This window comes from Candidatus Pantoea soli (assembly GCF_007833795.1).
GTDB classification, from domain to species: domain Bacteria; phylum Pseudomonadota; class Gammaproteobacteria; order Enterobacterales; family Enterobacteriaceae; genus Pantoea; species Pantoea soli.
The window spans coordinates 3,446,595-3,467,684 of sequence record NZ_CP032702.1 but is presented as its reverse complement, the minus strand read 5'-3'; the positions used below and the strand labels follow the sequence as shown (position 1 = coordinate 3,467,684).

16 protein-coding genes are annotated in these 21,090 nt (G+C 59.1%); 7 read left to right on the top strand and 9 right to left on the bottom strand.

The genetic code is table 11. From position 1 onward, the window contains the following. The first annotated feature begins 116 nt into the window (after positions 1 to 116). Complete coding sequence (gene malP, locus D8B20_RS16110; protein WP_145889851.1) at positions 117 to 2,522, top strand: maltodextrin phosphorylase; 2,406 nt, start codon at positions 117 to 119, stop codon at positions 2,520 to 2,522. A 26-nt stretch (positions 2,523 to 2,548) separates the two neighbouring features. After that, positions 2,549 to 4,600: a 4-alpha-glucanotransferase gene (gene malQ, locus D8B20_RS16105; RefSeq protein ID WP_145889850.1), complete on the top strand. Its 2,052-nt coding sequence runs from the start codon at positions 2,549 to 2,551 to the stop codon at positions 4,598 to 4,600. A 36-nt stretch (positions 4,601 to 4,636) separates the two neighbouring features. On the opposite strand, the gene nfuA is transcribed toward malQ, so the two are convergent. Continuing rightward, positions 4,637 to 5,212, bottom strand: a complete 576-nt coding sequence (nfuA, locus tag D8B20_RS16100) for a Fe-S biogenesis protein NfuA (RefSeq protein ID WP_145889848.1) — start codon at positions 5,210 to 5,212, stop codon at positions 4,637 to 4,639. Positions 5,213 to 5,270: 58 nt separating this feature from the next. Further along, positions 5,271 to 5,948, bottom strand: coding sequence for a DNA utilization protein GntX (gene gntX, locus D8B20_RS16095; protein WP_145889846.1), 678 nt, complete (start codon positions 5,946 to 5,948; stop codon positions 5,271 to 5,273). 35 nt (positions 5,949 to 5,983) lie between these two features. Between gntX and bioH the strand changes: the two genes are divergently transcribed. Further along, positions 5,984 to 6,757 (top strand): pimeloyl-ACP methyl ester esterase BioH, encoded by a 774-nt coding sequence (bioH, locus tag D8B20_RS16090; RefSeq protein WP_145889844.1) that lies wholly within the window; start codon positions 5,984 to 5,986, stop codon positions 6,755 to 6,757. On the opposite strand, the gene D8B20_RS16085 is transcribed toward bioH, so the two are convergent. Together D8B20_RS16085 and D8B20_RS16080 are read right to left on the bottom strand one after the other, a co-directional pair. Next, on the bottom strand, positions 6,738 to 8,426 hold the full coding sequence (locus tag D8B20_RS16085) for an alpha-amylase family glycosyl hydrolase (RefSeq protein ID WP_145889842.1): 1,689 nt from the start codon (positions 8,424 to 8,426) through the stop codon (positions 6,738 to 6,740). The genes bioH and D8B20_RS16085 overlap by 20 nt on opposite strands. A 111-nt stretch (positions 8,427 to 8,537) precedes the next feature. Further along, a complete protein-coding gene (locus D8B20_RS16080; protein WP_145890628.1) occupies positions 8,538 to 10,865 on the bottom strand; it encodes a Tex family protein in 2,328 nt (775 codons plus the stop codon). Positions 10,866 to 11,089: 224 nt separating this feature from the next. Here D8B20_RS16080 and greB point away from each other — a divergent pair, with 224 nt between their 5' ends. Continuing rightward, positions 11,090 to 11,578 carry a transcription elongation factor GreB gene (gene greB, locus D8B20_RS16075; protein ID WP_145889840.1) on the top strand — a complete coding sequence of 163 codons (489 nt, stop codon included), beginning with the start codon at positions 11,090 to 11,092 and terminating at the stop codon, positions 11,576 to 11,578. 51 nt (positions 11,579 to 11,629) lie between these two features. On the opposite strand, the gene yjbE is transcribed toward greB, so the two are convergent. Next, on the bottom strand, positions 11,630 to 11,872 hold the full coding sequence (gene yjbE, locus D8B20_RS16070; protein WP_145889838.1) for an exopolysaccharide production protein YjbE: 243 nt from the start codon (positions 11,870 to 11,872) through the stop codon (positions 11,630 to 11,632). A gap of 500 nt (positions 11,873 to 12,372) precedes the next feature. Here yjbE and ompR point away from each other — a divergent pair, with 500 nt between their 5' ends. Both ompR and envZ read left to right on the top strand, forming a co-directional pair. Next, positions 12,373 to 13,092, top strand: coding sequence for an osmolarity response regulator transcription factor OmpR (ompR, locus tag D8B20_RS16065; RefSeq protein ID WP_001157751.1), 720 nt, complete (start codon positions 12,373 to 12,375; stop codon positions 13,090 to 13,092). Further along, on the top strand, positions 13,089 to 14,447 hold the full coding sequence (envZ, locus tag D8B20_RS16060) for a two-component system sensor histidine kinase EnvZ (protein ID WP_145889837.1): 1,359 nt from the start codon (positions 13,089 to 13,091) through the stop codon (positions 14,445 to 14,447). Before ompR ends, envZ begins: the two co-directional genes overlap by 4 nt. A 114-nt stretch (positions 14,448 to 14,561) precedes the next feature. On the opposite strand, the gene pckA is transcribed toward envZ, so the two are convergent. The 4 genes from pckA to D8B20_RS16040 all read right to left on the bottom strand — a co-directional run bounded on the left by pckA (position 14,562) and on the right by D8B20_RS16040 (position 20,109). Further along, entirely contained in the window at positions 14,562 to 16,181 is a 1,620-nt protein-coding gene (pckA, locus tag D8B20_RS16055) for a phosphoenolpyruvate carboxykinase (ATP) (protein ID WP_145889835.1), read from the bottom strand. A 268-nt stretch (positions 16,182 to 16,449) separates the two neighbouring features. Beyond that, complete coding sequence (hslO, locus tag D8B20_RS16050) at positions 16,450 to 17,322, bottom strand: Hsp33 family molecular chaperone HslO (RefSeq protein WP_145889833.1); 873 nt, start codon at positions 17,320 to 17,322, stop codon at positions 16,450 to 16,452. Between the two features lie 25 nt (positions 17,323 to 17,347). Further along, positions 17,348 to 17,749 carry a ribosome-associated heat shock protein Hsp15 gene (gene hslR, locus D8B20_RS16045; protein ID WP_145889831.1) on the bottom strand — a complete coding sequence of 134 codons (402 nt, stop codon included), beginning with the start codon at positions 17,747 to 17,749 and terminating at the stop codon, positions 17,348 to 17,350. Positions 17,750 to 17,964: 215 nt separating this feature from the next. Beyond that, complete coding sequence (locus D8B20_RS16040; protein ID WP_145889829.1) at positions 17,965 to 20,109, bottom strand: intracellular growth attenuator family protein; 2,145 nt, start codon at positions 20,107 to 20,109, stop codon at positions 17,965 to 17,967. A 397-nt stretch (positions 20,110 to 20,506) separates the two neighbouring features. Here D8B20_RS16040 and nudE point away from each other — a divergent pair, with 397 nt between their 5' ends. Beyond that, on the top strand, positions 20,507 to 21,073 hold the full coding sequence (gene nudE / locus D8B20_RS16035; RefSeq protein ID WP_145889827.1) for an ADP compounds hydrolase NudE: 567 nt from the start codon (positions 20,507 to 20,509) through the stop codon (positions 21,071 to 21,073). Positions 21,074 to 21,090: the final 17 nt, after the last annotated feature.

Sequence of the window (21,090 nt, the reverse complement as noted above, 5' to 3'; positions counted from 1 at the left end):
CTATTTTTCCTGCCGCGCAATTTCCCTGTCGCTTTTTTCGACGCCCGCAGCTTTACTTATCCATTCAGCTTTTTGCGCTTGCCGGTCTTACCGTTAACGGATCCAAAAGGATTGCTATGTCGCCGCAAAAATTCAGTAAAACACGTTTCGACGCTGCGCTGATTCGCCAGTGGCAGCAGCTGGGTTACACTTCTGCCCGGCAGATGACGCCACATCAGTGGTGGCAGGCGCTGAGCAGCGTACTGGCGGAAATGCTGGCCACCCAGCCGCCTGCGCCGGTCAAAAGCGGTCAGCGCCATGTAAATTACCTCTCGATGGAGTTTCTCACCGGCCGCCTTACCGGCAACACATTGCTTAACCTTGGCTGGTATGACGAGGTAAACGCCGCGCTGGCGGAGTATCAGATCGCTCTCAGTGAGCTGCTGGAAGAGGAGACGGACCCGGCGCTGGGCAATGGCGGATTAGGACGCCTGGCGGCGTGCTACCTCGACGCGATGGCGACAGTCGGCCAGGCGGGGATGGGGCACGGGCTGAATTATCAATATGGCCTGTTCCGGCAGACGTTTGCCGACGGGCAGCAGCACGAGGCTGCCGACAACTGGGGGCGCGATCGCTATCCCTGGTTCCGGCATAACGCGGCGCTGGATGTGCAGGTGGGCATCGGCGGCAAAGTGAAACAGGATGATAGCGGGCGGGTTTACTGGAAAGCGCGTCATCAGCTCACCGGCGAAGCCTGGGACCTGCCCGTGGTGGGCTATCGCAACGGCATAACGCTGCCGCTGCGCCTGTGGAAAGCGGTCAGCGCGCAGCCCTTTGATCTGACGCTGTTTAACGACGGTCAGTTCCTGCAGGCGGAGCAGGCGGGCATTGAGGCGGATAAGCTGACAAAGGTGCTCTATCCCAACGATAACCATCCGGCAGGCAAGCGCCTGCGGCTGACCCAGCAATATTTTCAGTGTGCCTGCGCGGTGGGCGATATTCTGCGCCGGCATCTGCAGGCCGGACGTCCGCTGCATACGCTGCCGGATTATGAAGTCATTCAGCTTAATGACACGCATCCGGCCATCGCCATCCCGGAGATGCTGCGTCTGCTGCTGGATGAACATCAGCTGACGTGGGAGGAGGCCTGGCACATTACCCACCGGACCTTTGCCTATACCAATCACACGCTGATGCCGGAGGCGCTGGAGCGCTGGGAGGCGCGGCTGGTGCGCGACTTACTGCCGCGTCACATGCAGATTATCAAAGAGATTAATCGCCGCCTGAAAAAGCAGGTGAAAAAACAGTGGCCGGACGACAGCGCCCTGTGGCACAAGCTGGCGGTGGTCGCGGCGGGCGAGGTGCGCATGGCAAACCTCTGCGTCGTGAGCTGCTTTGCGGTTAACGGCGTGGCTGCGCTGCATTCGGCGCTGGTGATAAACGATCTGTTTCCGGCGTACTACCGGTTGTGGCCGGAAAAATTCCACAACGTCACCAACGGTATCACGCCGCGCCGCTGGCTTCGGCAGTGCAACCCGCGCCTGGCGGCGCTGCTTGACGAAACGCTGCAGGCCGAGTGGACGAACGATCTGGATGTGCTGGCGTGGCTTGCGCCCTGGGCCGGTAAAAAGGCGTTCCGGCAGCAGTTTCGCACTATCAAGCAGCAAAACAAGCTGCGCCTGACGCTTTACGTCAAAAGCGTTACCGGCATAGCGATCAATCCGGAAGCGTTGTTCGATGTGCAGATCAAGCGGCTGCATGAGTACAAACGCCAGCACCTCAGCCTGCTGCACATCCTGCACTGCTATCGCCAGCTGCGGGATAATCCTGACAACCCTGACAGTGTGCCGCGCGTTTTTCTGTTTGGCGCAAAAGCGGCGCCGGGCTATTACCTGGCAAAAAACATTATCTATGCCATCAATAAAGTGGCGGAGGTGATCAACAACGATCCGCGCGTGGGCGATCGCCTGAAGGTGGTCTTTATCCCGGACTATCGCATCACCGCCGCTGAACTGCTGATCCCGGCGGCCGATCTCTCCGAGCAAATCTCCACTGCCGGGTATGAGGCGTCCGGCACCGGCAATATGAAACTGGCGCTGAACGGCGCCCTTACCATCGGCACGCGGGATGGGGCTAACGTGGAAATTGCCGAAGCCGTCGGTGAGAAAAATATTTTTATCTTTGGTCACTGCGTGGATGAAGTCAAAGCGCTGAAGGCGGGCGGTTACAGTCCGAAGAAGTTGCGTAAACACAACCGCTATCTGGATAGCCTGCTGAAAGAGCTGGAAAAGGGCGTTTTCAGCGGCGGCGATAAACACGCGTTTGAACCCCTGCTCGACAGCCTGACCAAACAGGGCGATCCCTGGCTGGTGCTGGCAGATTTTGAGGCTTACCTTGCCGCACAGCAGCGCGTGGAAGCGCTGTGGCGCGATCAGGAAGCCTGGACCAAAGCCGCGATTCTGAATACGGCGCACACCGGGCGCTTCAGCGCCGACCGCGCGGTGCGTGATTATCAGCAGCGTATCTGGCAGGCCGCACGCTAATTGTTTGCATGACGAAGGGAGATTTCATGGCCGTAAATAAACTGGATCAGGCAGCACAGGAGGCGGGCATCGCGCTCAGCTTCCTCAGCAACAAGGGCGTATCCGAATCCATCAGTGATGAGACCAAGCGCGCACTGCTGGCGATCATGGACACTCCGGCAGGCAAAGCACCGCCGCTGCCGCCGGTGCAGGTGCTGCGCGGCGAAGACGCGCCGCCGCTGGTGCCGCAGGGCAGTGGCAGCTATCGCTGGACGCTGGAGACGGAGCAGGGCGAGTCCTTCAGCGGCAGCGTGAAATGCGGTGAACCCATCGCGCTGCCGGCTGGCCTGGCAGAGGGCTATCATCAGCTGGCACTGCATAAAGGGCAGCAGCGCTGGCAGACGCGCGTCATTGTGGCACCGGCCCGCTGCTATCTGCCGCCGCAGCTGGAGAAGGAGAAGCGCTGGGGCGCGCTGGTGCAGCTTTATACCCTGCGTTCGCAGCACAACTGGGGTATAGGCGATTTCGGCGATCTGCTGCAAATGGTGGAGCATGTGGCCGCTCAGGGGGGGGATTTTGTCGGCCTGAACCCGCTGCATGCCCTTTATCCGGCGCAGCCGTGGCATACCAGTCCGTACAGTCCATCCTCACGTCGCTGGCTCAACGTGCTGTATATCGATGTCAGCCAGGTGGCGGCCTTTCAGCAGAGTGAAGCCGGCCAGAGCTGGTGGCAAAGCGCGCCGGTACGCCGGGCGCTGAAGCAGGCGCGTGCCAGTGACTGGGTAGATTACCCTGCGGTGGCCGAATTGAAACTGACCGCGCTGCGTTTCGCCTGGCAGGCGTTCCAGCCTGCGGCAGAGAAGACGCCGGCGTTTCAGCAGTTTCTGGCAGAGGGCGGTGAACACCTGCGTTACCAGGCCGCTTTCGATGCCATTCTCGCTGAGCGCAGCCAGCAGCGTAGCGATGAGTGGGGCTGGGAAAAGTGGCCGGAAGGCTGGCGCAATGCCCATCAGCCTGAGGTACAGCAGTGGTGCGCGCAGCACGAAGCGGAGATTCAGTTCTGGAGCTGGCTGCAGTGGCTGGCGCAGCAGCAGTTTTCCGCCTGCTGGCAGCGCAGCCAGCAGCTGGGGATGGCGGTCGGGCTGTATCGCGATCTGGCGGTAGGCGTGGCGCAGCACAGCGCGGAAACCTGGCAGGACCCACAGCTGTATAAGCTAAAGGCGTCGGTAGGTGCGCCGCCGGACCCGCTTGGCCCGCTTGGCCAGAACTGGGGGCTGCCGCCGCTTGACCCGCACGTTATGCGCGAGCGTGGCTACCAGCCGTTTATCGATTTGCTGCGCGCCAACATGCGGGACTGCGGTGCGCTGCGCATTGACCATGTGATGTCACTGCTGCGTCTGTGGTGGATCCCTTACGGCGAAGGCGCGGACAAAGGGGCGTACGTCTCTTATCCGGTGCACGATCTGCTGGCCATTCTCGCGCTGGAGAGTCAGCGTCAGCGCTGCATGGTGATTGGCGAAGATCTGGGAACGGTGCCGCAGGAGATTGTCGGCCTGCTGCGCGATCACGGCATCTTTTCATGGAAAGTGCTGTTCTTTGAGCAGCAGGATAATCGCTATCGTCTGCCGGAAGCCTATCCGCACCAGTCGATCGCCAGCGCCAGTACCCATGATTTGCCCACGATGACCGCGTTCTGGAATGAGGACGATCTGGCGCTGCGCCAGCAGCTGGGGCAGTTTGATAAACGCAGCATGCTGAATGCGGCGCGTAAACAGCGCGCGCGCGAAAGGGCAGCGCTGCTCGAGGCGATGAAACAGGCCGGTTCCGGCCGCTCACTGCGTGCAGTCAGCGCCGATCAGGCAATGACGCCCGCCATCAGTCAGGCCATTCACCACTTTCTGGCCAGCACCGGCAGCGCACTGCTGGGGCTGCAGCCGGAAGACTGGCTGGGGATGGAAAAGCCGGTAAACGTGCCGGGCACGGTGGATGAGTATCCTAACTGGCGACGCAAAATCCGCGTTCCGCTGGAGAAGATGTTTACCTATAAGAAAGTGCAGGCACTGCTGAAGGTGGTGAACGAAGGGCGTCAGGGGCGCTGAAGCAGGCGGCAGCCGGAAGGCTGCCGCACACCGCTGTCAGTAGTAGGAGTGTTCGCCGCGCTGGTGCTCGGTCAGGTCGCGCACGCCTTTCAGTTCCGGGAAAGCGGCCAGCAGCTCTTTCTCAATGCCGTCTTTCAGCGTGACATCAATCATCGAACAGCCGTTACAGCCGCCGCCAAACTGCAGAATGGCGTAGCCGTCGTCAGTGATTTCCATCAGCGATACGCGGCCGCCGTGGCTGGCCAGCTGCGGGTTGATCTGCGACTGCAGCAGGTATTCCACCCGTTCTGCCATCGGCGCATCGTCTGACACTTTGCGCATTTTGGCGTTCGGCGCTTTAAGCGTCAGCTGGGAACCCAGGTTATCGGTCACGAAGTCGATTTCTGCATCTTCCAGATACGGCGCGCTCAGCTCATCCACGTACGCTGACAGCTTCTCAAACTTGAGTTCTGTGTCCGTGGCCTCGACCGCATCAGGCGGGCAGTAAGAGACGCCGCATTCGGCGGTGGGCGTACCTGGATTAATAACAAATACGCGAATCTGGGTGCCATCTTCCTGTTTTGACAGCAGTTTTGCGAAGTGCTCTTGCGCAGCATCAGTAATACGGATCATGGCGATTGCTCAATAGTTGACTAAAATACCTGGTTATAATACGCCCAACGCCGACCCTCTACAAGGTACGGCACAGGCAACCTATGTGTACGCTGGCCGCGCCCTGCGCCAGCAGCATACGGCTGATTTCCGCCACCGTATTGCCGGTGGTGACCACATCATCTATCAGCAGGATATGCCGTCCGCTGACCGGCATTTCAAGGCGAAAGGCGCCGCGCAGGTTGTTTTTCCGCGCCCGGGCGCTGAGCCGGTGCTGGGCGGCAACGTGGCGTATCCGCTTTATACCCTCGCGGTACTCGCAGCCCAGCCAGTGTGCCAGCGGTTTTGCCAGCAGGGCCGCCTGATTGAAACCGCGCTGCCAGGCACGCCGGCGATGCAGCGGCACGCTGAGCACCAGATCGATACGCGGCAGCTGCGCGCAGCGGCGCTTTGTTAATAATTTTAACAAAAGCAGCCGCGCCAGCATCACCCTGAGTGCGATTACCCGTGAGAATTTCAGCTGCTGCACCCAGTGACTGAGCGGCGGAACGTAATCGCTGACGCAAATCAGCCCCTGCCACGGCGGCGGGCGACGCAGACAGCGGCCGCACAGATGCGCACTGCTGCCAGGTAAACCGCAGCAGGGACAGAGCGACGGTAACGCCGGCAGCTGACGCAGGCAGCTGCTGCACAGGCCATGATGTGCCAGATGCAGCGGCAGGCGGCATAGCCAACACAGTGCCGGGATTGCTAGCATAGCGACCTCCTTTTCCTTTTTCCGGAGTGTAACCGATGAGTTCGCTTTACTGGCGCACCACAGGCGAGGGCGATTGCGATCTTGTGCTGCTGCACGGCTGGGGACTGAATGCCGAAGTGTGGCAGGACATTGTTCCGCGACTCAGCCCGCATTTTCGCCTGCATCTGGTGGATTTGCCGGGCTATGGCCGCAGCCAGGCCTGTGGGCCAATGACATTAGCCGATATGGCGCAGCAGCTGCTGCCACAGCTGCCTGAACGCGCAGTGCTGCTGGGCTGGTCGCTCGGCGGCCTGGTGGCCAGTCAGCTGGCGCTGACTGCACCGCAGCGCGTCACGGCGCTGATCAGCGTGGCGTCATCCCCCTGTTTTACGGCCAGCGAAGAGTGGCCGGGCATTCGTCCGGAGACGCTGGCGGGCTTTCAGCAGCAGCTGAGCACCGATTTTCAGCGCACCGTAGAGCGTTTTCTGGCGTTGCAGACCATGGGAACCGAACGCGCCCGGCAGGATGCGCGCCAGCTGAAAGACATTGTGCTGTCGCAGCCGATGCCGCCGGTGGCGGTACTGGAAAGCGGGCTGGATATTCTGCGCCATGCGGATTTACGCCCGGCGCTGGATCACCTGACAGTGCCTTTCCTGCGCCTGTATGGCTATCTTGACGGATTGGTTCCGCGCAGCATTGCCGCCATGCTGGATGCGCGCTGGCCGCATTCCCCTTCAGTGGTGATGGAGAAAGCGGCGCACGCGCCGTTTATTTCGCATCCTGAGGCCTTCTGCGAGCAGGTGATGACATTTATCCGCGCAGCCACATAAACTGCCAGGCGGCGAGCGTCAGCGGCTGGCCGCCATCCACTTTTTGCCCGCTGATAATATCCTGATAGTGGCGCGCCTGCGGCAGCCGGGTGGTGACATCCCGGCTGCTGAGATTAAACACGCACAGCAGGCCATCCTCTTTGCCCGCCTGATGGCGACGCAGCATCAGCAGGGCGTTCTCGCTCTCCAGCAGCGTCATCGGGTTATCCGGATGAAACGCGGGCTGACGCGTGCGCAGCTGGATCAGCGCGCTTAAGCGCTCAAACACCTGCTGACGCAGCGGATTTTCACCACCAATCCAGCGCTCCATTTCGCGCAGGCTGTATTTTTCCCGGTTGATGGCGCGGTTGTGTCCGGCCGCGCGCACGCCTTCGTTGTCGTTGCGCGAGCCCAGAATGCTTTGAATATAGATGGCGGGCACGCCAGGGAACGCCAGCAGGATGCCGTGTGCCAGCAGGAAGCGACGCAGGCGGGTGTCATCGTCATCCTTCTGATGGTTGAGGGCGTCCAGATAGGTGACGTTGATTTCGTACGGGCTGGTGCTGCCGTCCGGGTTGTTTTTATATGACACCAGCGCCCCTTCCAGCGCCAGCTCGCGCACCAGCGCCACGATTTCCACTTCCGATAAAATCCCCCGTGCCGGATTAAGGCCGATGCCGTCGTGTGAGGCCAGGAAATTGAAGAAGGTGGTGCCGCCGCTGCCGAGGTCCAGTGAGCCCGCCCACTGACGCAGCGCGCGCGCTGAACCGGAATGAATGGCGTGCAGTACCAGCGGTGGCAGGGAGAACTGATACACCATCTGCGCTTCGTCGTGGCCGTTACCGAAATAGCTGATGTTGTCTTTGTGCGGCACGTTGGTCTCCGTGATGATCACCGTGCCCGGTGCGACTTCGTTGGCAATAGCGCGAAACAGCTTCACCAGCTGGTGGGTTTTGGGCAGGTGAATACAGGAGGTGCCGGGCGTTTTCCACATATAGCCCACTGCATCCAGCCGTACGTAGTCTGCGCCTTTGTTCAGGTAGTCCAGCAGCACGCCCACCATGCGGATCAGCACTTCCGGATTGGCAAAGTTGAGATCGATCTGATCGGCGCTGAACGTGGTCCAGATAAACCGCGTTTCGCCATCCGCCATCTCAAACGGCGTCAGCAGCGGCGAGGTACGCGGGCGCGTCACCGCGCTGAGATCGGTCGCCGGCGGCATGCTGATAAAAAAATCGTCCCAGCCGGGATCCTGAGCTAGAAAGTGACGAAACCAGGCGCTGTGCGATGACATGTGGTTACAGACAAAATCAAACATCAGCCGGGTTTCGCTGTGCAGCGCGGCAATATGCTGCCAGTCACCGCAGATCGGGTTCACCTGGTGGTAATCAATGACGGAGAAACCGTCATCCGAGGAGTAGGGGAAAAACGGCAGCAGGTGCACCAGATTGAAGGTGGACTGCAGATGTTGCTGATAGAAGCGGGAGAAGCTGGCCAGCGTGGGCTGCTCGGGTTCACGAAACTGATCGGCGTAGCTGATCAGCACCACATCTTTTTCATCCCAGTGCGCTTTACGCGGCAGTTTGACCCTGTCGCGGGCGGCGCGAATGTGTGAAAGCAGGCGCTCCCGGGCGATAACAGGGAAATTGCCGTCGTATATCTCGTCGAGAAGCGTGTTGATTTTGTCCATCAGATCGCTGGGCCAGGCGGAAGGTTATTTTTTCAGCCTAGACCGAAGGGACAATTTATCAACTCAGCAAGCGCGGAGCGCTGAGCGGCTCCGCGCACTGATGACGCTGCGTTAGCGTTTTTTACCCAGCGCGGCGGCGAGCGCGTCGCCCATGGCGCTGTTGCCGACGCCCGCGCTGGCGGGTTTGCCGCGCGGTTTACCGCCAGCGGGCCGTGCCGCTTTGTCTGCCGCGCGGTTGCCGCCTGCGCTGCGCGCGCTGCTCTCACCGGGCTGCTCGTCCAGACGCATGGTGAGCGCGATACGCTTACGCTGCAGATCCACTTCCATCACTTTGACTTTCACGATATCCCCGGCTTTCACCACCTGATGCGGGTCTTCGACGAACTTGTCAGACAGCGATGAGATGTGCACCAGGCCGTCCTGATGGACGCCGATATCGACAAAGGCACCAAAGTTGGTGACGTTCGTGACCGCGCCTTCCAGAATCATACCCGGCAGCAGATCGCTGAGGGTTTCCACGCCTTCGGCAAACTGCGCCGTTTTAAACTCCGGACGCGGGTCGCGGCCTGGTTTTTCCAGCTCTTTGATGATGTCGGTCACCGTCGGCAGGCCGAAGCGCTCGTCAGTGAAGTCACGCGCATTCAGGTTGCGCAGGCTGCCGGGATTGCCCATCAGATCGCTCAGCGCCTGTTCCGTGGCAGTGAGGATACGCTCCACCAGCGGATAGGCTTCCGGGTGGACCGTGGAGGCATCCAGCGGGTTATCGCCGTGATTAATGCGCAGGAAGCCGGCGCACTGTTCAAAGGCTTTCGGCCCCAGACGGCTCACCTTCAGCAGCTGCTGGCGGTTCTGGAAACGTCCGTTTTCATCGCGCCAGCTGACAATATTCTGTGCCATCATGCGTGTCAGGCCAGCCACGCGCGTCAGCAGCGCAACCGATGCGGTGTTGAGGTCAACGCCGACGGCGTTTACGCAATCCTCCACCACGGCATCCAGCTTTTTCGCCAGCTGGCTCTGGCTGACGTCGTGCTGATACTGGCCAACGCCGATGGATTTTGGATCAATTTTGACCAGTTCAGCCAGCGGATCCTGCAGGCGGCGGGCGATCGAGACGGCGCCACGCAGCGAAACATCCAGATCCGGAAACTCCTGGGCAGCCAGCTCGGAGGCAGAATAGACCGATGCGCCCGCCTCGCTGACAATCACTTTCTGCGCTTTAATCTGCGGGAACTGTTTCTGCACATCCAGGAAAAAGCGTTCGGTTTCGCGGGAGGCGGTGCCGTTCCCAATCGCCACCAGCTCAACCTGGTGTTTCACGCAGAGCGCGGCCACGGCGCTCGCCGCTTTGGCGGCCTGCCCGGTGTGCGGATAGATGGTATCGGTGGCGACCAGTTTGCCGGTGGCATCAACCACGGCCACTTTCACACCGGTGCGCAGGCCGGGGTCCAGCCCCATGGTGGCCCGCATACCGGCCGGAGCGGCCATCAGCAGGTCGTGCAGGTTACGGGCAAAGACGTTGATCGCTTCGTCTTCGGCGCGTTCGCGCACGGTGCCCATCAGTTCGGTTTCGAGGTGCAGCAACACCTTGATGCGCCAGGTCCAGCTCACTACCGCTTTGCGCCAGCTGTCGGCCGGTGCGTTGTTCAGGCGCAGACCGAGGTGGTCGGCAATCAGCGTTTCGCCATGGCTTTCGCGCGGCGCTTCTTCATGTTGCGGATCGGCATTAAGCGACAGCTGCAGCACACCTTCGTTGCGGCCGCGGAACATCGCCAGCGCGCGGTGCGACGGCACGCTGCTCAGTGCTTCATGGTGATCGAAGTAGTCGCGGAATTTCGCGCCTTCTTCTTCTTTGCCTTCCACCACGCGTGACACCAGATGCGCGTTCTTCCACAGATAATCACGCACTTTCGCCAGCAGCGCGGCGTCTTCAGCGAAGCGTTCCATCAGGATATAGCGTGCGCCGTCCAGCGCGGCGCGGACATCGGCGACACCTTTGTCCGCATCAACATAGGTTGCAGCCAGCTGTTCCGGGTCGTGTGAGGGATCCTGCCACAGGGTGTCGGCCAGCGGGGCAAGCCCGGCTTCAATCGCAATCTGACCGCGCGTACGGCGCTTCTGTTTGTAAGGCAGATACAGGTCTTCCAGCTCGGTTTTATTCAGCGTGCCCTGAATGGCAGTGGCTAATTCCGGCGTCAGCTTGCCCTGGTCTTCAATGGATTTCAGAATCGACTGGCGGCGTTCCTCCAGCTCACGCAGATAGCCAAGACGGCTCTCCAGCGCACGCAGCTGGGTATCATCCAGCCCGCCGGTCACTTCCTTACGGTAACGTGCAATAAACGGCACGGTATTCCCTTCATCCAGCAGGCGAACGGCGGCATCAACCTGTTCAGGGCGCGCCTGCAGCTCACTTGCAATAATCTGGCTCAGCGAATCTTTCATCATCATCTACGGCTATACAGGGTGAGAAACAGGGCACAGTTATACGGATTGAGACTGCAAATTGCCAGCCGGGGAGCGGGGAATCCGTCTTTTTCTGAATGCGGCTTCCGCCATCCGCCCTTTACGCCCGGCACGGGAAAAAGCGCTGTCGCCGTACTCCGGCCATAGCGTCATTTATGGTAGCCTCTGTGCAGCACCGAGCACCATGATCACAAGTGAGCGCCATGAAAACCCAACTCATTACCCGCGAAGGCTATAACAAGCTGCGTGCAGAGCACGACCATCTGTGGAACGAAAAGCGTCCGGAAATCACGCGCATTGTCTCCTGGGCTGCCAGCCTCGGCGACCGCTCCGAAAACGCCGATTACACCTACAATAAGCGTCTGCTGCGCCAGATCGATCGCCGCGTGCGCTATCTGCGTAAGTGCCTGGCCGAGCTGAAAATTGTGGATTACGCCCCGCAGCAGGAGGGGAAAGTCTTTTTTGGTGCCTGGGTAGAGGTGGAAAACGAGCAGGGAGAAGTGAAGCGCTTTCGCATTGTCGGCCCGGATGAGATCTATGGCGAAACGGTCAAAGACTACATCTCGATTGATTCACCGATGGCGCGCGCGCTGATCAAAAAAGCCGTGGATGACGAAGTCATCGTCAATACGCCGGAAGGGCAGAAAATGTGGTTTGTGAACCGTATCGACTATGTGAAGGATGTGCCGTAACCGGCATGCAAAAACGGCGGCACAGGGTGACTGCGCCGCCTGAGAGACACCTTACTTGCCGGGCGTCGTGGCGGTGGTGGTTGATGTGCTGCTGCCACCGTGATCGCCGCCGCCCATGGTGGCGAGCGCCACGCCGAGCAGTGCGCCCACTGCGCCGATGCCAATGGCATCTGAGTTACCTTTTGCTGTTGTTGAAGCCTGTGCGCCTGCTGCTTCTCCTGCCGGCGTGGCCGCCTGGACCTGCGTCAGACTGGAAAGCACCAGCGCGCCCAGCAGAATAACGGTTTTTTTCATTTTTCTTTCTCCACATGAACTTATTCAAGCCGCTACCTGAGCAGTTTCGGAGATCATCCGGCGAAGCGAAAGTAAGCTTTATTAACTGATTTATCAGGCTTTATTTTAAAATGGCCTGGTTCAGGGCGCGCCGGGCATTGTTCCGAGCGCGGATGCGCAACTTAATGCAAAGCGGCATTATTTTGTGCTGCGTATGAGTTGATTGTTCATATTTAATGCTGGGTGATAGTTGCGCAGCCGGTGCCAGGCGGCGCTCAGGGCGGCGGTGACACCGCCTGAGCCAGCCGCAAACAGAAAATACGCTGATTTTTCAGACAAGCGCTAACGGCTGTCACAAAGCGCGAGCCAGGCCCCATCTGCGGGTCGAAATTCAGGTTAAGCTGCTGTTTAATATGCTTTGTAACAATTTCGGCTAGAATATAAACCAATAATGACTGTCACAGACGGGCATCTTTTTTACACAATATCGGCTCAGGCAATGGCGCCTTTGGGAGTTGAACATGCAAGAGAACTACAAAATTCTGGTCGTCGATGATGATATGCGTCTGCGCGCACTGCTCGAACGCTATCTCACCGAACAGGGCTTTCAGGTGCGCAGCGTCGCCAACGCCGAGCAGATGGATCGTCTGCTGACTCGTGAATCCTTCCACTTAATGGTGCTGGACCTGATGCTGCCGGGCGAAGATGGTCTCTCTATCTGCCGTCGTCTGCGCAGCCAGAGCAATCCGATGCCAATCATTATGGTCACCGCCAAAGGCGAAGAAGTGGACCGCATCGTCGGGCTGGAGATCGGTGCCGATGACTACATTCCAAAACCGTTTAACCCGCGTGAACTGCTGGCGCGTATTCGCGCCGTGCTGCGTCGTCAGGCAAATGAACTGCCGGGTGCGCCTTCGCAGGAAGAAGCGGTCATTGCGTTTGGTAAATTCAAACTTAACCTCGGCACCCGCGAAATGTTCCGTGAAGATGAGCCGATGCCGCTTACCAGCGGTGAGTTTGCCGTGCTGAAAGCGCTGGTCAGCCACCCGCGTGAGCCGCTGTCGCGCGATAAGCTGATGAACCTGGCGCGTGGCCGTGAATACAGCGCGATGGAGCGGTCCATCGACGTCCAGATTTCGCGTCTGCGCCGCATGGTGGAAGAGGACCCTGCTCATCCGCGCTACATCCAGACTGTCTGGGGGCTTGGCTACGTGTTCGTTCCGGACGGCAGCAAAGCATGAGGCGATTGCGCTTCTCTCCCCGCAGTTCGTTTGCCCGCACCCTGCTTCTGATCGTTACCTTGCTGTTTGTCAGCCTGGTAACGACCTACCTGGTGGTGCTGAATTTCGCCATTCTTCCCAGCCTGCAGCAGTTCAATAAAGTCCTCGCCTATGAAGTCCGTATGCTGATGACCGACCGGCTGCAGCTGGAAGATGGCACGCAGCTGGAAGTACCGCCGGCGTTCCGGCGCGAGATTTATCGCGAACTGGGCATTTCGCTGTACACCAACGCGGCGGCGGAAGAGAGCGGGTTGCGCTGGGCGCAGCATTATGAATTCCTCAGCGAGCAGATGGCGCAGCAGCTGGGCGGGCCGACCGACGTGCGGGTGGAAGTGAATAAAAACTCGCCGGTGGTATGGCTGAAGACTTGGCTGTCCCCGGATATCTGGGTACGCGTCCCGCTTACGGAGATCCATCAGGGCGACTTCTCTCCGCTGTTCCGCTATACGCTGGCGATTATGCTGCTGGCCATTGGCGGGGCGTGGCTGTTTATCCGCATTCAGAACCGGCCGCTGGTTGATCTGGAGCACGCTGCGCTGCAGGTAGGTAAAGGCATCATTCCGCCACCGCTGCGCGAATATGGCGCATCGGAAGTGCGGTCAGTGACGCGCGCCTTTAACCAGATGGCGGCAGGGGTGAAGCAGCTGGCTGATGACCGCACTCTGCTGATGGCGGGCGTGAGCCACGATCTGCGTACTCCGCTGACGCGCATCCGTCTCGCCACGGAAATGATGGGCGAAGAAGATGGCTACCTGGCGGAGTCAATCAATAAAGATATCGAAGAGTGCAACGCCATCATTGAGCAGTTCATCGATTATCTGCGCACCGGCCAGGAGATGCAGACGGAACGCGCCGATCTCAACAGCGTGCTGGGCGAAGTAGTAGCGGCCGAGAGCGGCTACGAACGTGAAATTGACAACGCGGTGATGGATGAAGAGCTGATGCTTGATATCAATCCGCTGTCGATTAAGCGCGCAGTCGCCAATCTGGTGGTCAACGCGGCGCGCTATGGCAATGGCTGGATTAAAGTCAGCAGCGGCAGGGAGCTGAACCGCGCCTGGTTCCAGGTGGAAGATGACGGGCCGGGTATCAAGCCGGATCAGCTGCAGCATCTGTTCCAGCCGTTTGTACGCGGCGACAGCGCGCGCAGCACCAGCGGCACCGGGCTGGGCCTGGCGATTGTGCAGCGGATTATTGATGCGCATGAAGGGTCGCTGGAGATTGGTGATAGCGAACGCGGCGGATTACGCATTCGTGCGTGGCTGCCGCTGCCGGATGCCAGCAGTCTGGCGCCGTCAGGTCACGTGCACAGCTGATTGACCTGTTATGTCCGCTTTACCGCCGGATGTCCTGCGGCATCAGGCAGGCCCGCACCGGGCCTGCCTGGCGGAATAGTGCGGCGCAACTGAGAGGTTGACGCCGCCACCGCCTTACAGCTGCGGGCCTGCCTGCACCAGCGCCTTACCGGCGTCATTATCGGTGTAGCGTTCAAAGTTGGTGATAAAGCGCTGTGCCAGATCCTGCGCAGCCTGCTGCCAGGCGGCTTCGCTCTCCCAGCTGCGACGCGGGTCGAGAATGGCGTTATCCACGCCGGCCAGCGCAACAGGCACCTGCAGATTAAACACCGGCAGCGTTTCTGTCTCCGCCTCATCCAGCTCACCGGCCAGAATCGCATTGATAATGGCGCGGGTATCTTTCAGCGACATGCGTTTGCCGCTGCCGTTCCAGCCGGTATTCACCAGATAAGCCTGCGCACCTGCCGCTTCCATCCGCTTCACCAGGACGTCGGAATATTGCGTAGGGTGCAGCGTCAGAAACGCCGCGCCGAAGCAGGCAGAGAAGGTCGGTGTTGGCTGCGTGACGCCGCGCTCGGTACCGGCCAGCTTGGCAGTAAAGCCAGACAGGAAGTGGTACTGCGTCTGCGCAGGCGTTAAACGCGATACCGGCGGCAGCACGCCAAAGGCATCAGCGGTGAGGAAGATCACTTTCTTCGCGTGGCCCGCTTTTGAGACCGGCTGCACGATGTTTTCAATGTGCTCGATCGGATAGGACACGCGGGTGTTTTCGGTTTTGCTGCCGTCGGCGTAGTCTACGCTGCCGTCAGCCCGCACCACGACGTTTTCCAGCAGCGCGTTGCGACGAATGGCCCGGTAAATTTCGGGTTCGGCCTGCTCAGACAGGTTGATGGTTTTGGCGTAGCAGCCACCCTCAAAGTTGAATACGCCATCATCATCCCAGCCGTGTTCGTCATCGCCAATCAACTGGCGCTCCGGATCGGTCGACAGCGTGGTCTTGCCGGTGCCGGAAAGGCCAAAGAATACCGCGACATCACCCGCTTTGCCGACGTTGGCTGAGCAGTGCATGGAGGCAATCCCCTTCAGCGGCAGCAGGTAGTTCATGATGGCGAACAATCCTTTTTTCATTTCGCCGCCGTACCAGGTGCCGCCAATCAGCTGCATGCGCTCGGTAAGGTTAAAAGCAATGAAGTTTTCTGAATGCAGTCCCTGCGCCTGCCAGTCCGGATTGGTGCAGCGGGCGGCATTCATCACCACGAAATCCGGCGTGAAGTTTGCCAGCTCTTCCTCGCTCGGGCGGATGAACATGTTCTTCACAAAGTGCGCCTGCCAGGCCACTTCCATCACAAAACGTACGCTCAGGCGGGTATCCGGGTTGGCGCCGCAGAACGCGTCAATCACGAACAGACGCTTGCCGGAAAGCTGCTGTGTGCAGCGATCTTTCAGCGCCTGCCAGGTCTCCTGCGACATCGGCTGGTTATCATTTTTACCGTTGCCGCTGTCGTTCCACCACAGCGTGTCGCGGGTGGTGTCATCACGCACAATGTATTTATCTTTTGGCGAGCGACCGGTGAAGATGCCGGTATCCACGGCGATGGCGCCGCTCTGCGTCAGGGTGCCTCGCGCATAACCTTCCAGTTCGGGGCGGGTTTCTTCCTGAAACAGCGTCTCGTAATCAGGGTTGTAGACCACCTCAGTGGTGTCGTGGATGCCCAAAGCGGCAAGGTCTTGCGATGTCAGGCCGTTAACGCGCATGTGACTGCTCCTTAAATCGGTACTTCATTGCATTTTTATGAGGGCGTCTGCCTCGCTGCGCATTGCCGCACAGGACAGATCGCGCGCAGTGTACACATCTGAGCGGGGTGGAAAAGTGAAGATAGTTAAAAATGCGAACTGGAACGTGACAAGCAGCGAAATCTGCCAGTTATGTAACTAAAGTCAGCGTTAATTAGTTAATTTCCGAACAAAATCATCGGGGTACGGCGGGGGAAAAAGCGGACGGAAAAACCGCCCGCAGAGGAAATTAATGCAGCTGATCGCTGCTGGCGGAAGGCGCTTTTCGGATAGCCGCAATATCGACAGCATCGTAAACGTAGTGCGAACCGCAGTAGTCGCAGTGCATGTCGATCTTGCCATCTTCAGCCAGAATCTCATCCACCTCGGCTTCCGGCAGCGTTTTCAGCACTTCACCGCAGCGCTCAAACGAGCAGGTGCACCTGAAGCAGACCGGTGAAGGATCAAACACGGTGGCTTCTTCCTGGTGATAAAGACGCCACAGCACGTCGGTTGCCGGCAGGTCGATCAGCTCTTCGCTCTTCACGGTTTCGGTCAGCGTGGCCAGATGCTCAAAGTCATCCATGCTCGGTTCCTGCGCTGGCAGAACCTGCAGCAGGATGCCCGCCGCACCCTGGTCACTGGTGCGGATAAACAGGCGCGTCGGCAGCTGCTCAGAACGCATGAAGTAATCTTCCAGGCAGCCTGCCAGCGTCTCGGCTTCCAGACCGACCACGCCCTGATAGCGCTCGCCTTTTTCCGGGGAAATGGTAATCACCAGGTAGCCGTTACCCACCATCTCTTTCAGGCTGCTGCCCGGGGCAATGCTGGCATCCTCTTTCAGCCGCGCCACGCCGCGCAGTTCCTGACGATTGTTACCGTTGATCACCGCCAGCGTCAGCGGGCCGTCGCCCTGCAGCTGCACGGTAATATCACCGTCAAACTTCAGCGTGGCGGTGAGCAGGCTGGTGGCGACCAGCAGTTCACCCAGCAGCGTTTTTACCGGCTCCGGGTAAGTGTGGTTGGCCACGACGTCGCGCCAGGTTTGAGATACGTTAACCAGTTCGCCGCGCACAGCGACGTTTTCGAACAGGTAACGGTGCAGTTGATCTTGAGCAGACATAAGGTTTCTCTCGTGGGGGCGCGGATTATTCATCGCCCGACAATTTAAATTTCATCAGATCGCGGCGCTCTTTCTTGTCCGGGCGGCGATCCGGGTGCGGCATCGACAGCGCGTTCATCTTGCGCGCCAGCGCGGTTTTCTCGCGTTTTTCAATGCTGGCAGCTGTTTCAGCATACATGTGCTGGGCTTCGCTGGCCGGACGGCGCTGATCGCCAATCGCGGTAACGATCACCGTGCGCTCATCGTTGCCCTGGCGCAGCGTCAGTTCTGCCTGCAGCTCGACCAGTTTGCTCGGCTTGCTGCGCTGTCCGTTGTAGTGCACTTTGCCGCCTTCGATCATTTCGCGGGCCAGCGCACGGGTTTTATAGAAACGCGCGGCCCACAGCCATTTATCGAGGCGTACGCCTTCGCTGGATTTTTCTTTCATCACGGCTCCTGCTTTTACGCCCGGGGTGGCAGCGCTGCGCGTCGTCTCGCCAGGCAGAAAGGATTCGGGCCTTCATCGGATACCCATCAGTATGGGTGAAAAGTCAGAAATCAAGCGCGGAAAGCCGATTTTGCCGCGCCAGCACGGTTGAAATAGCTGCGGACAGGGCTTTCCTGCGTAAAAACGGGCGACAGGGTAGCACAGAAGCGCAGGGCTCAGAACAGGGAGCGCACGCTCTGCATAGTGCTGAGGTTGTGGTTAAAACATTTGTCATAGTACTGCTGAATTTCCGCCATGCGCAGGCGGTTGCGATGCACCCGGCGCAGGGCCAGCAGGCCATTGACGATGACGCTGGCGATCAGCACCAGCATCAGCAGCGCCGTACCAAGGTAGCGCCACTGCGCCATCGCGTCCGGTTCGTTATGCAGGGCAATGTGGCGCGTACCATTGGCATCGGTGGTAATGCTGGTAATGATGCCGCTGGCCGCAAACGGCGTATGCAGCAGCATGCCTGACAGCCGCTGCAGCTCGCGCCACTGCGCAGGGGCATCCAGATCAAACAGCGACACTGTCGGCTGCGGCTGGCTGACCATCTGCCGGCCTTCATCGCTGATAATCAGGAATCCGCCCGGTGGCGGACTGTTCAGCGTTTCGGCCGCGCGACGCGTCTCCCGCGAGAAGAACGTTGAGGTGGCGGTATTGACGAGGTTTTCCAGCGCTTCAGCGCTGACCGGACGCAGCAGGACGTTCATGCCGTTGAGCTTGCCGGAATCCGCACGATGAATCAGCGTATCCCAGTCTTTGGCATTACCCAGATTGACAAGCGCATTCTTCAGGCGCACGCAATCCTGCTGCTGACTGCACAGATCCTGGGTTTTCAGCACCAGATCGGCAAAATCATCCAGCAGGATCATACCTGATTTCTGAATCGCGGAAGCCAGCTGCGGGTTGATTTTCGGATCGGTGTTTGTTTCCGGATGCAGCTGGCGGGTGGTGGTATCCAGCAGCGCAGCGGCTTTATCAATAATATCGGACTGCGGCTGAGGCAGCGGGGCGGCGTTGTTCCAGTAAATGGCCGAGCAGTCAAACGGCAGATAGGCATAGCTGCGGTTGCTCTGATAGTTGCCGGGCACGGAGCACATGCCGGTTCCGTTCACCTTCAGGCTGTCGCCAATATGCAGCGGCAGGGCGGTCAGTTTATCAACGCTGCTGACCTCGATGCTCTCTGTGCCTTTCAGCCACGCGAGGCTGAGCTTGATCGGCATACTGAGAGGAATCCAGGTAAACAGCATGGCCAGTATCAGCAGCGATCCGCACGCCAGCACCAGGTTTTTGCGCCAGCGCTGCACCGGGAAGTTACGCACTTCATCCTGCAGCGACAGAAAACGCCCCTGACGCACCACCTGACGATTCAGATAGATATCGACATCCGTCACCTGGCCGAGATCGTGGGCCACATAGGGCTGCCAGTGTGCCGGATAAACCAAATCAATAATGCCCAGGGAGATATTGCTCTGTTCCTGATTGGATTCGCCAAATAATCCCCAGCGCTTGGGCGATCCGCGCAGGCAGTGCACATCGCGCAGGCCTTTTTCACCGGGAAAGCGGTACATAAACCACAGGCTCACGACGATGATCGCGCCGCCGAGCAGGGCAATCCACACCATCGCGCTGCCCGGCAGCACCAGGCTGAGAAACAGCAGTAAAAAGCCGCAGCAGATGGCGGTCGCTTCGCGCGTGCCGTCAGCGCGGGACAGCTGATACTCTTCCGGAGACTCTTTACGCACCTGCAGCAGCTCAACGTTTTCGCTCTCTTCTTTGCGGATCGAGGCGTTCGTCGCCATCGGCCGCACCAGCGGCGGCAGCGCCGGTTGTTCTACGGCATAGCTGACCAGCGAGTGGCCGTTCAGCGAGATCACCAGCGGCAGCGTCTGGGTGCGTATCAGCTCAACGTAGTTTTCTTCAGCAATGTACTGTTCCCACAGCGGCGGCAGATGGACTTCAACTTCGTCCAGATAGTAGCGCCATTTCTGCGGATCGTCGGTTGAGAGGCCGTAACGGGTAATGGAGCGGGTAACGGGATACACGTTGTTGCTTTGGGCCGTAAGCGCCAGGGTTTCGGGCTCACGGGAGAGTCGCTGGGATCGCGCATGACGCGGCTGGCGCGGTTGATTGCCCAGCGAAGCAATATACTTTTCGACGGCAGCACGCTCTTCGTCCGTGAGCTTGCGACAGGGAGGACTGAGAAACGGCAGGGGTTTCGCCAACGGCGGACGATGCCGCATAGCGTACCAATAGCCAATCCCTGCCACTAATGAACAGACCAGCATGACAGCCAGAATGACGATAAAAGTGCTCATGCTATGCTCAATCCAGCCAAAAATCTGCCGTCACGGTTACGATGTACTCCCGGTAAAACCTTTAATACAAGTCAATTTTGGCGAGCAGAAGTCATTCTGACAAGAGGCAGGCAAGACAAAATAACGCGCAAAATCATTGAATTATAATTTATTAGAGTATTCCTTAATAGGATGTTAACCAGACCAGCCTCAATTAAATATCGGTATTTTCTGAATTTGCACTTACCCCGTTGACTTATCAGCAAATTCGGCATGCTGAAATAGCAATAAGTTGTTAGCGGCGTGCGGGCAATCTATGTCACCATGCTGAACCCGCGTTGCGTGTCGCACAATACGGCAGGCTTCGGTATGCTGGCGTCATCGCGTTTCACATGGCAGTGCAAAGTTTGAGGCTGATATGACAACTTCCCTGAAAAAACCTGACATCCTCAACGTGGAAGCGGTGGCCCGCTCCCGCCTGTTTACCATCGAAGCGGTTGACCTCGCTTTCAGTAACGGGGCGCGCCGCGTTTACGAGCGTATGAAGCCTTCCGGGCGCGAAGCCGTGATGATTGTGCCGATTCTGGGTGATGACGTTATTCTGATTCAGGAGTACGCCGTCGGGCTGGAGAGCTACGAACTGGGCTTTCCGAAAGGGCTGATCGACCCCGGTGAAAGCGCCTTTGAAGCGGCCGATCGTGAACTGAAAGAGGAGGTGGGGTTTGGTGCCACCCAGCTGGAAGCGCTGGGTAAACTGACGATGGCGCCCTCCTATTTTTCCAGCAAGATGAACATCGTGGTGGCGGAAGGCCTGTACGAAGAGAAGCTGGAAGGGGATGAACCGGAACCGCTGATTGTGCGTCGCTGGCCGCTGAACAACCTGCTGGCGCTGCTGGAAGAGCCGGATTTCCGCGAAGCACGTAACGTCAGTGCGCTGTTTATGGTGCGGGAGTGGCTGGTGAAGCAGGGACGCCTGCAGTACTGATCGCGCTGCAGTATGCC

Excerpts from the sequence above, each read along its gene's own strand:
- gntX (WP_145889846.1), bottom strand. The coding sequence starts at position 5,948 with ATGCTAGCAATCCCGGCACTGTGTTGGCTATGCCGCCTGCCGCTGCAT.
- envZ (WP_145889837.1), top strand. The coding sequence starts at position 13,089 with ATGAGGCGATTGCGCTTCTCTCCCCGCAGTTCGTTTGCCCGCACCCTG.
- malQ (WP_145889850.1), top strand. The coding sequence starts at position 2,549 with ATGGCCGTAAATAAACTGGATCAGGCAGCACAGGAGGCGGGCATCGCG.
- bioH (WP_145889844.1), top strand. The coding sequence starts at position 5,984 with ATGAGTTCGCTTTACTGGCGCACCACAGGCGAGGGCGATTGCGATCTT.
- D8B20_RS16085 (WP_145889842.1), bottom strand. The coding sequence starts at position 8,426 with ATGGACAAAATCAACACGCTTCTCGACGAGATATACGACGGCAATTTC.
- greB (WP_145889840.1), top strand. The coding sequence starts at position 11,090 with ATGAAAACCCAACTCATTACCCGCGAAGGCTATAACAAGCTGCGTGCA.
- ompR (WP_001157751.1), top strand. The coding sequence starts at position 12,373 with ATGCAAGAGAACTACAAAATTCTGGTCGTCGATGATGATATGCGTCTG.
- D8B20_RS16040 (WP_145889829.1), bottom strand. The coding sequence starts at position 20,109 with ATGAGCACTTTTATCGTCATTCTGGCTGTCATGCTGGTCTGTTCATTA.
- D8B20_RS16080 (WP_145890628.1), bottom strand. The coding sequence starts at position 10,865 with ATGAAAGATTCGCTGAGCCAGATTATTGCAAGTGAGCTGCAGGCGCGC.
- nfuA (WP_145889848.1), bottom strand. The coding sequence starts at position 5,212 with ATGATCCGTATTACTGATGCTGCGCAAGAGCACTTCGCAAAACTGCTG.
- hslO (WP_145889833.1), bottom strand. The coding sequence starts at position 17,322 with ATGTCTGCTCAAGATCAACTGCACCGTTACCTGTTCGAAAACGTCGCT.
- pckA (WP_145889835.1), bottom strand. The coding sequence starts at position 16,181 with ATGCGCGTTAACGGCCTGACATCGCAAGACCTTGCCGCTTTGGGCATC.
- nudE (WP_145889827.1), top strand. The coding sequence starts at position 20,507 with ATGACAACTTCCCTGAAAAAACCTGACATCCTCAACGTGGAAGCGGTG.
- malP (WP_145889851.1), top strand. The coding sequence starts at position 117 with ATGTCGCCGCAAAAATTCAGTAAAACACGTTTCGACGCTGCGCTGATT.
- yjbE (WP_145889838.1), bottom strand. The coding sequence starts at position 11,872 with ATGAAAAAAACCGTTATTCTGCTGGGCGCGCTGGTGCTTTCCAGTCTG.
- hslR (WP_145889831.1), bottom strand. The coding sequence starts at position 17,749 with ATGAAAGAAAAATCCAGCGAAGGCGTACGCCTCGATAAATGGCTGTGG.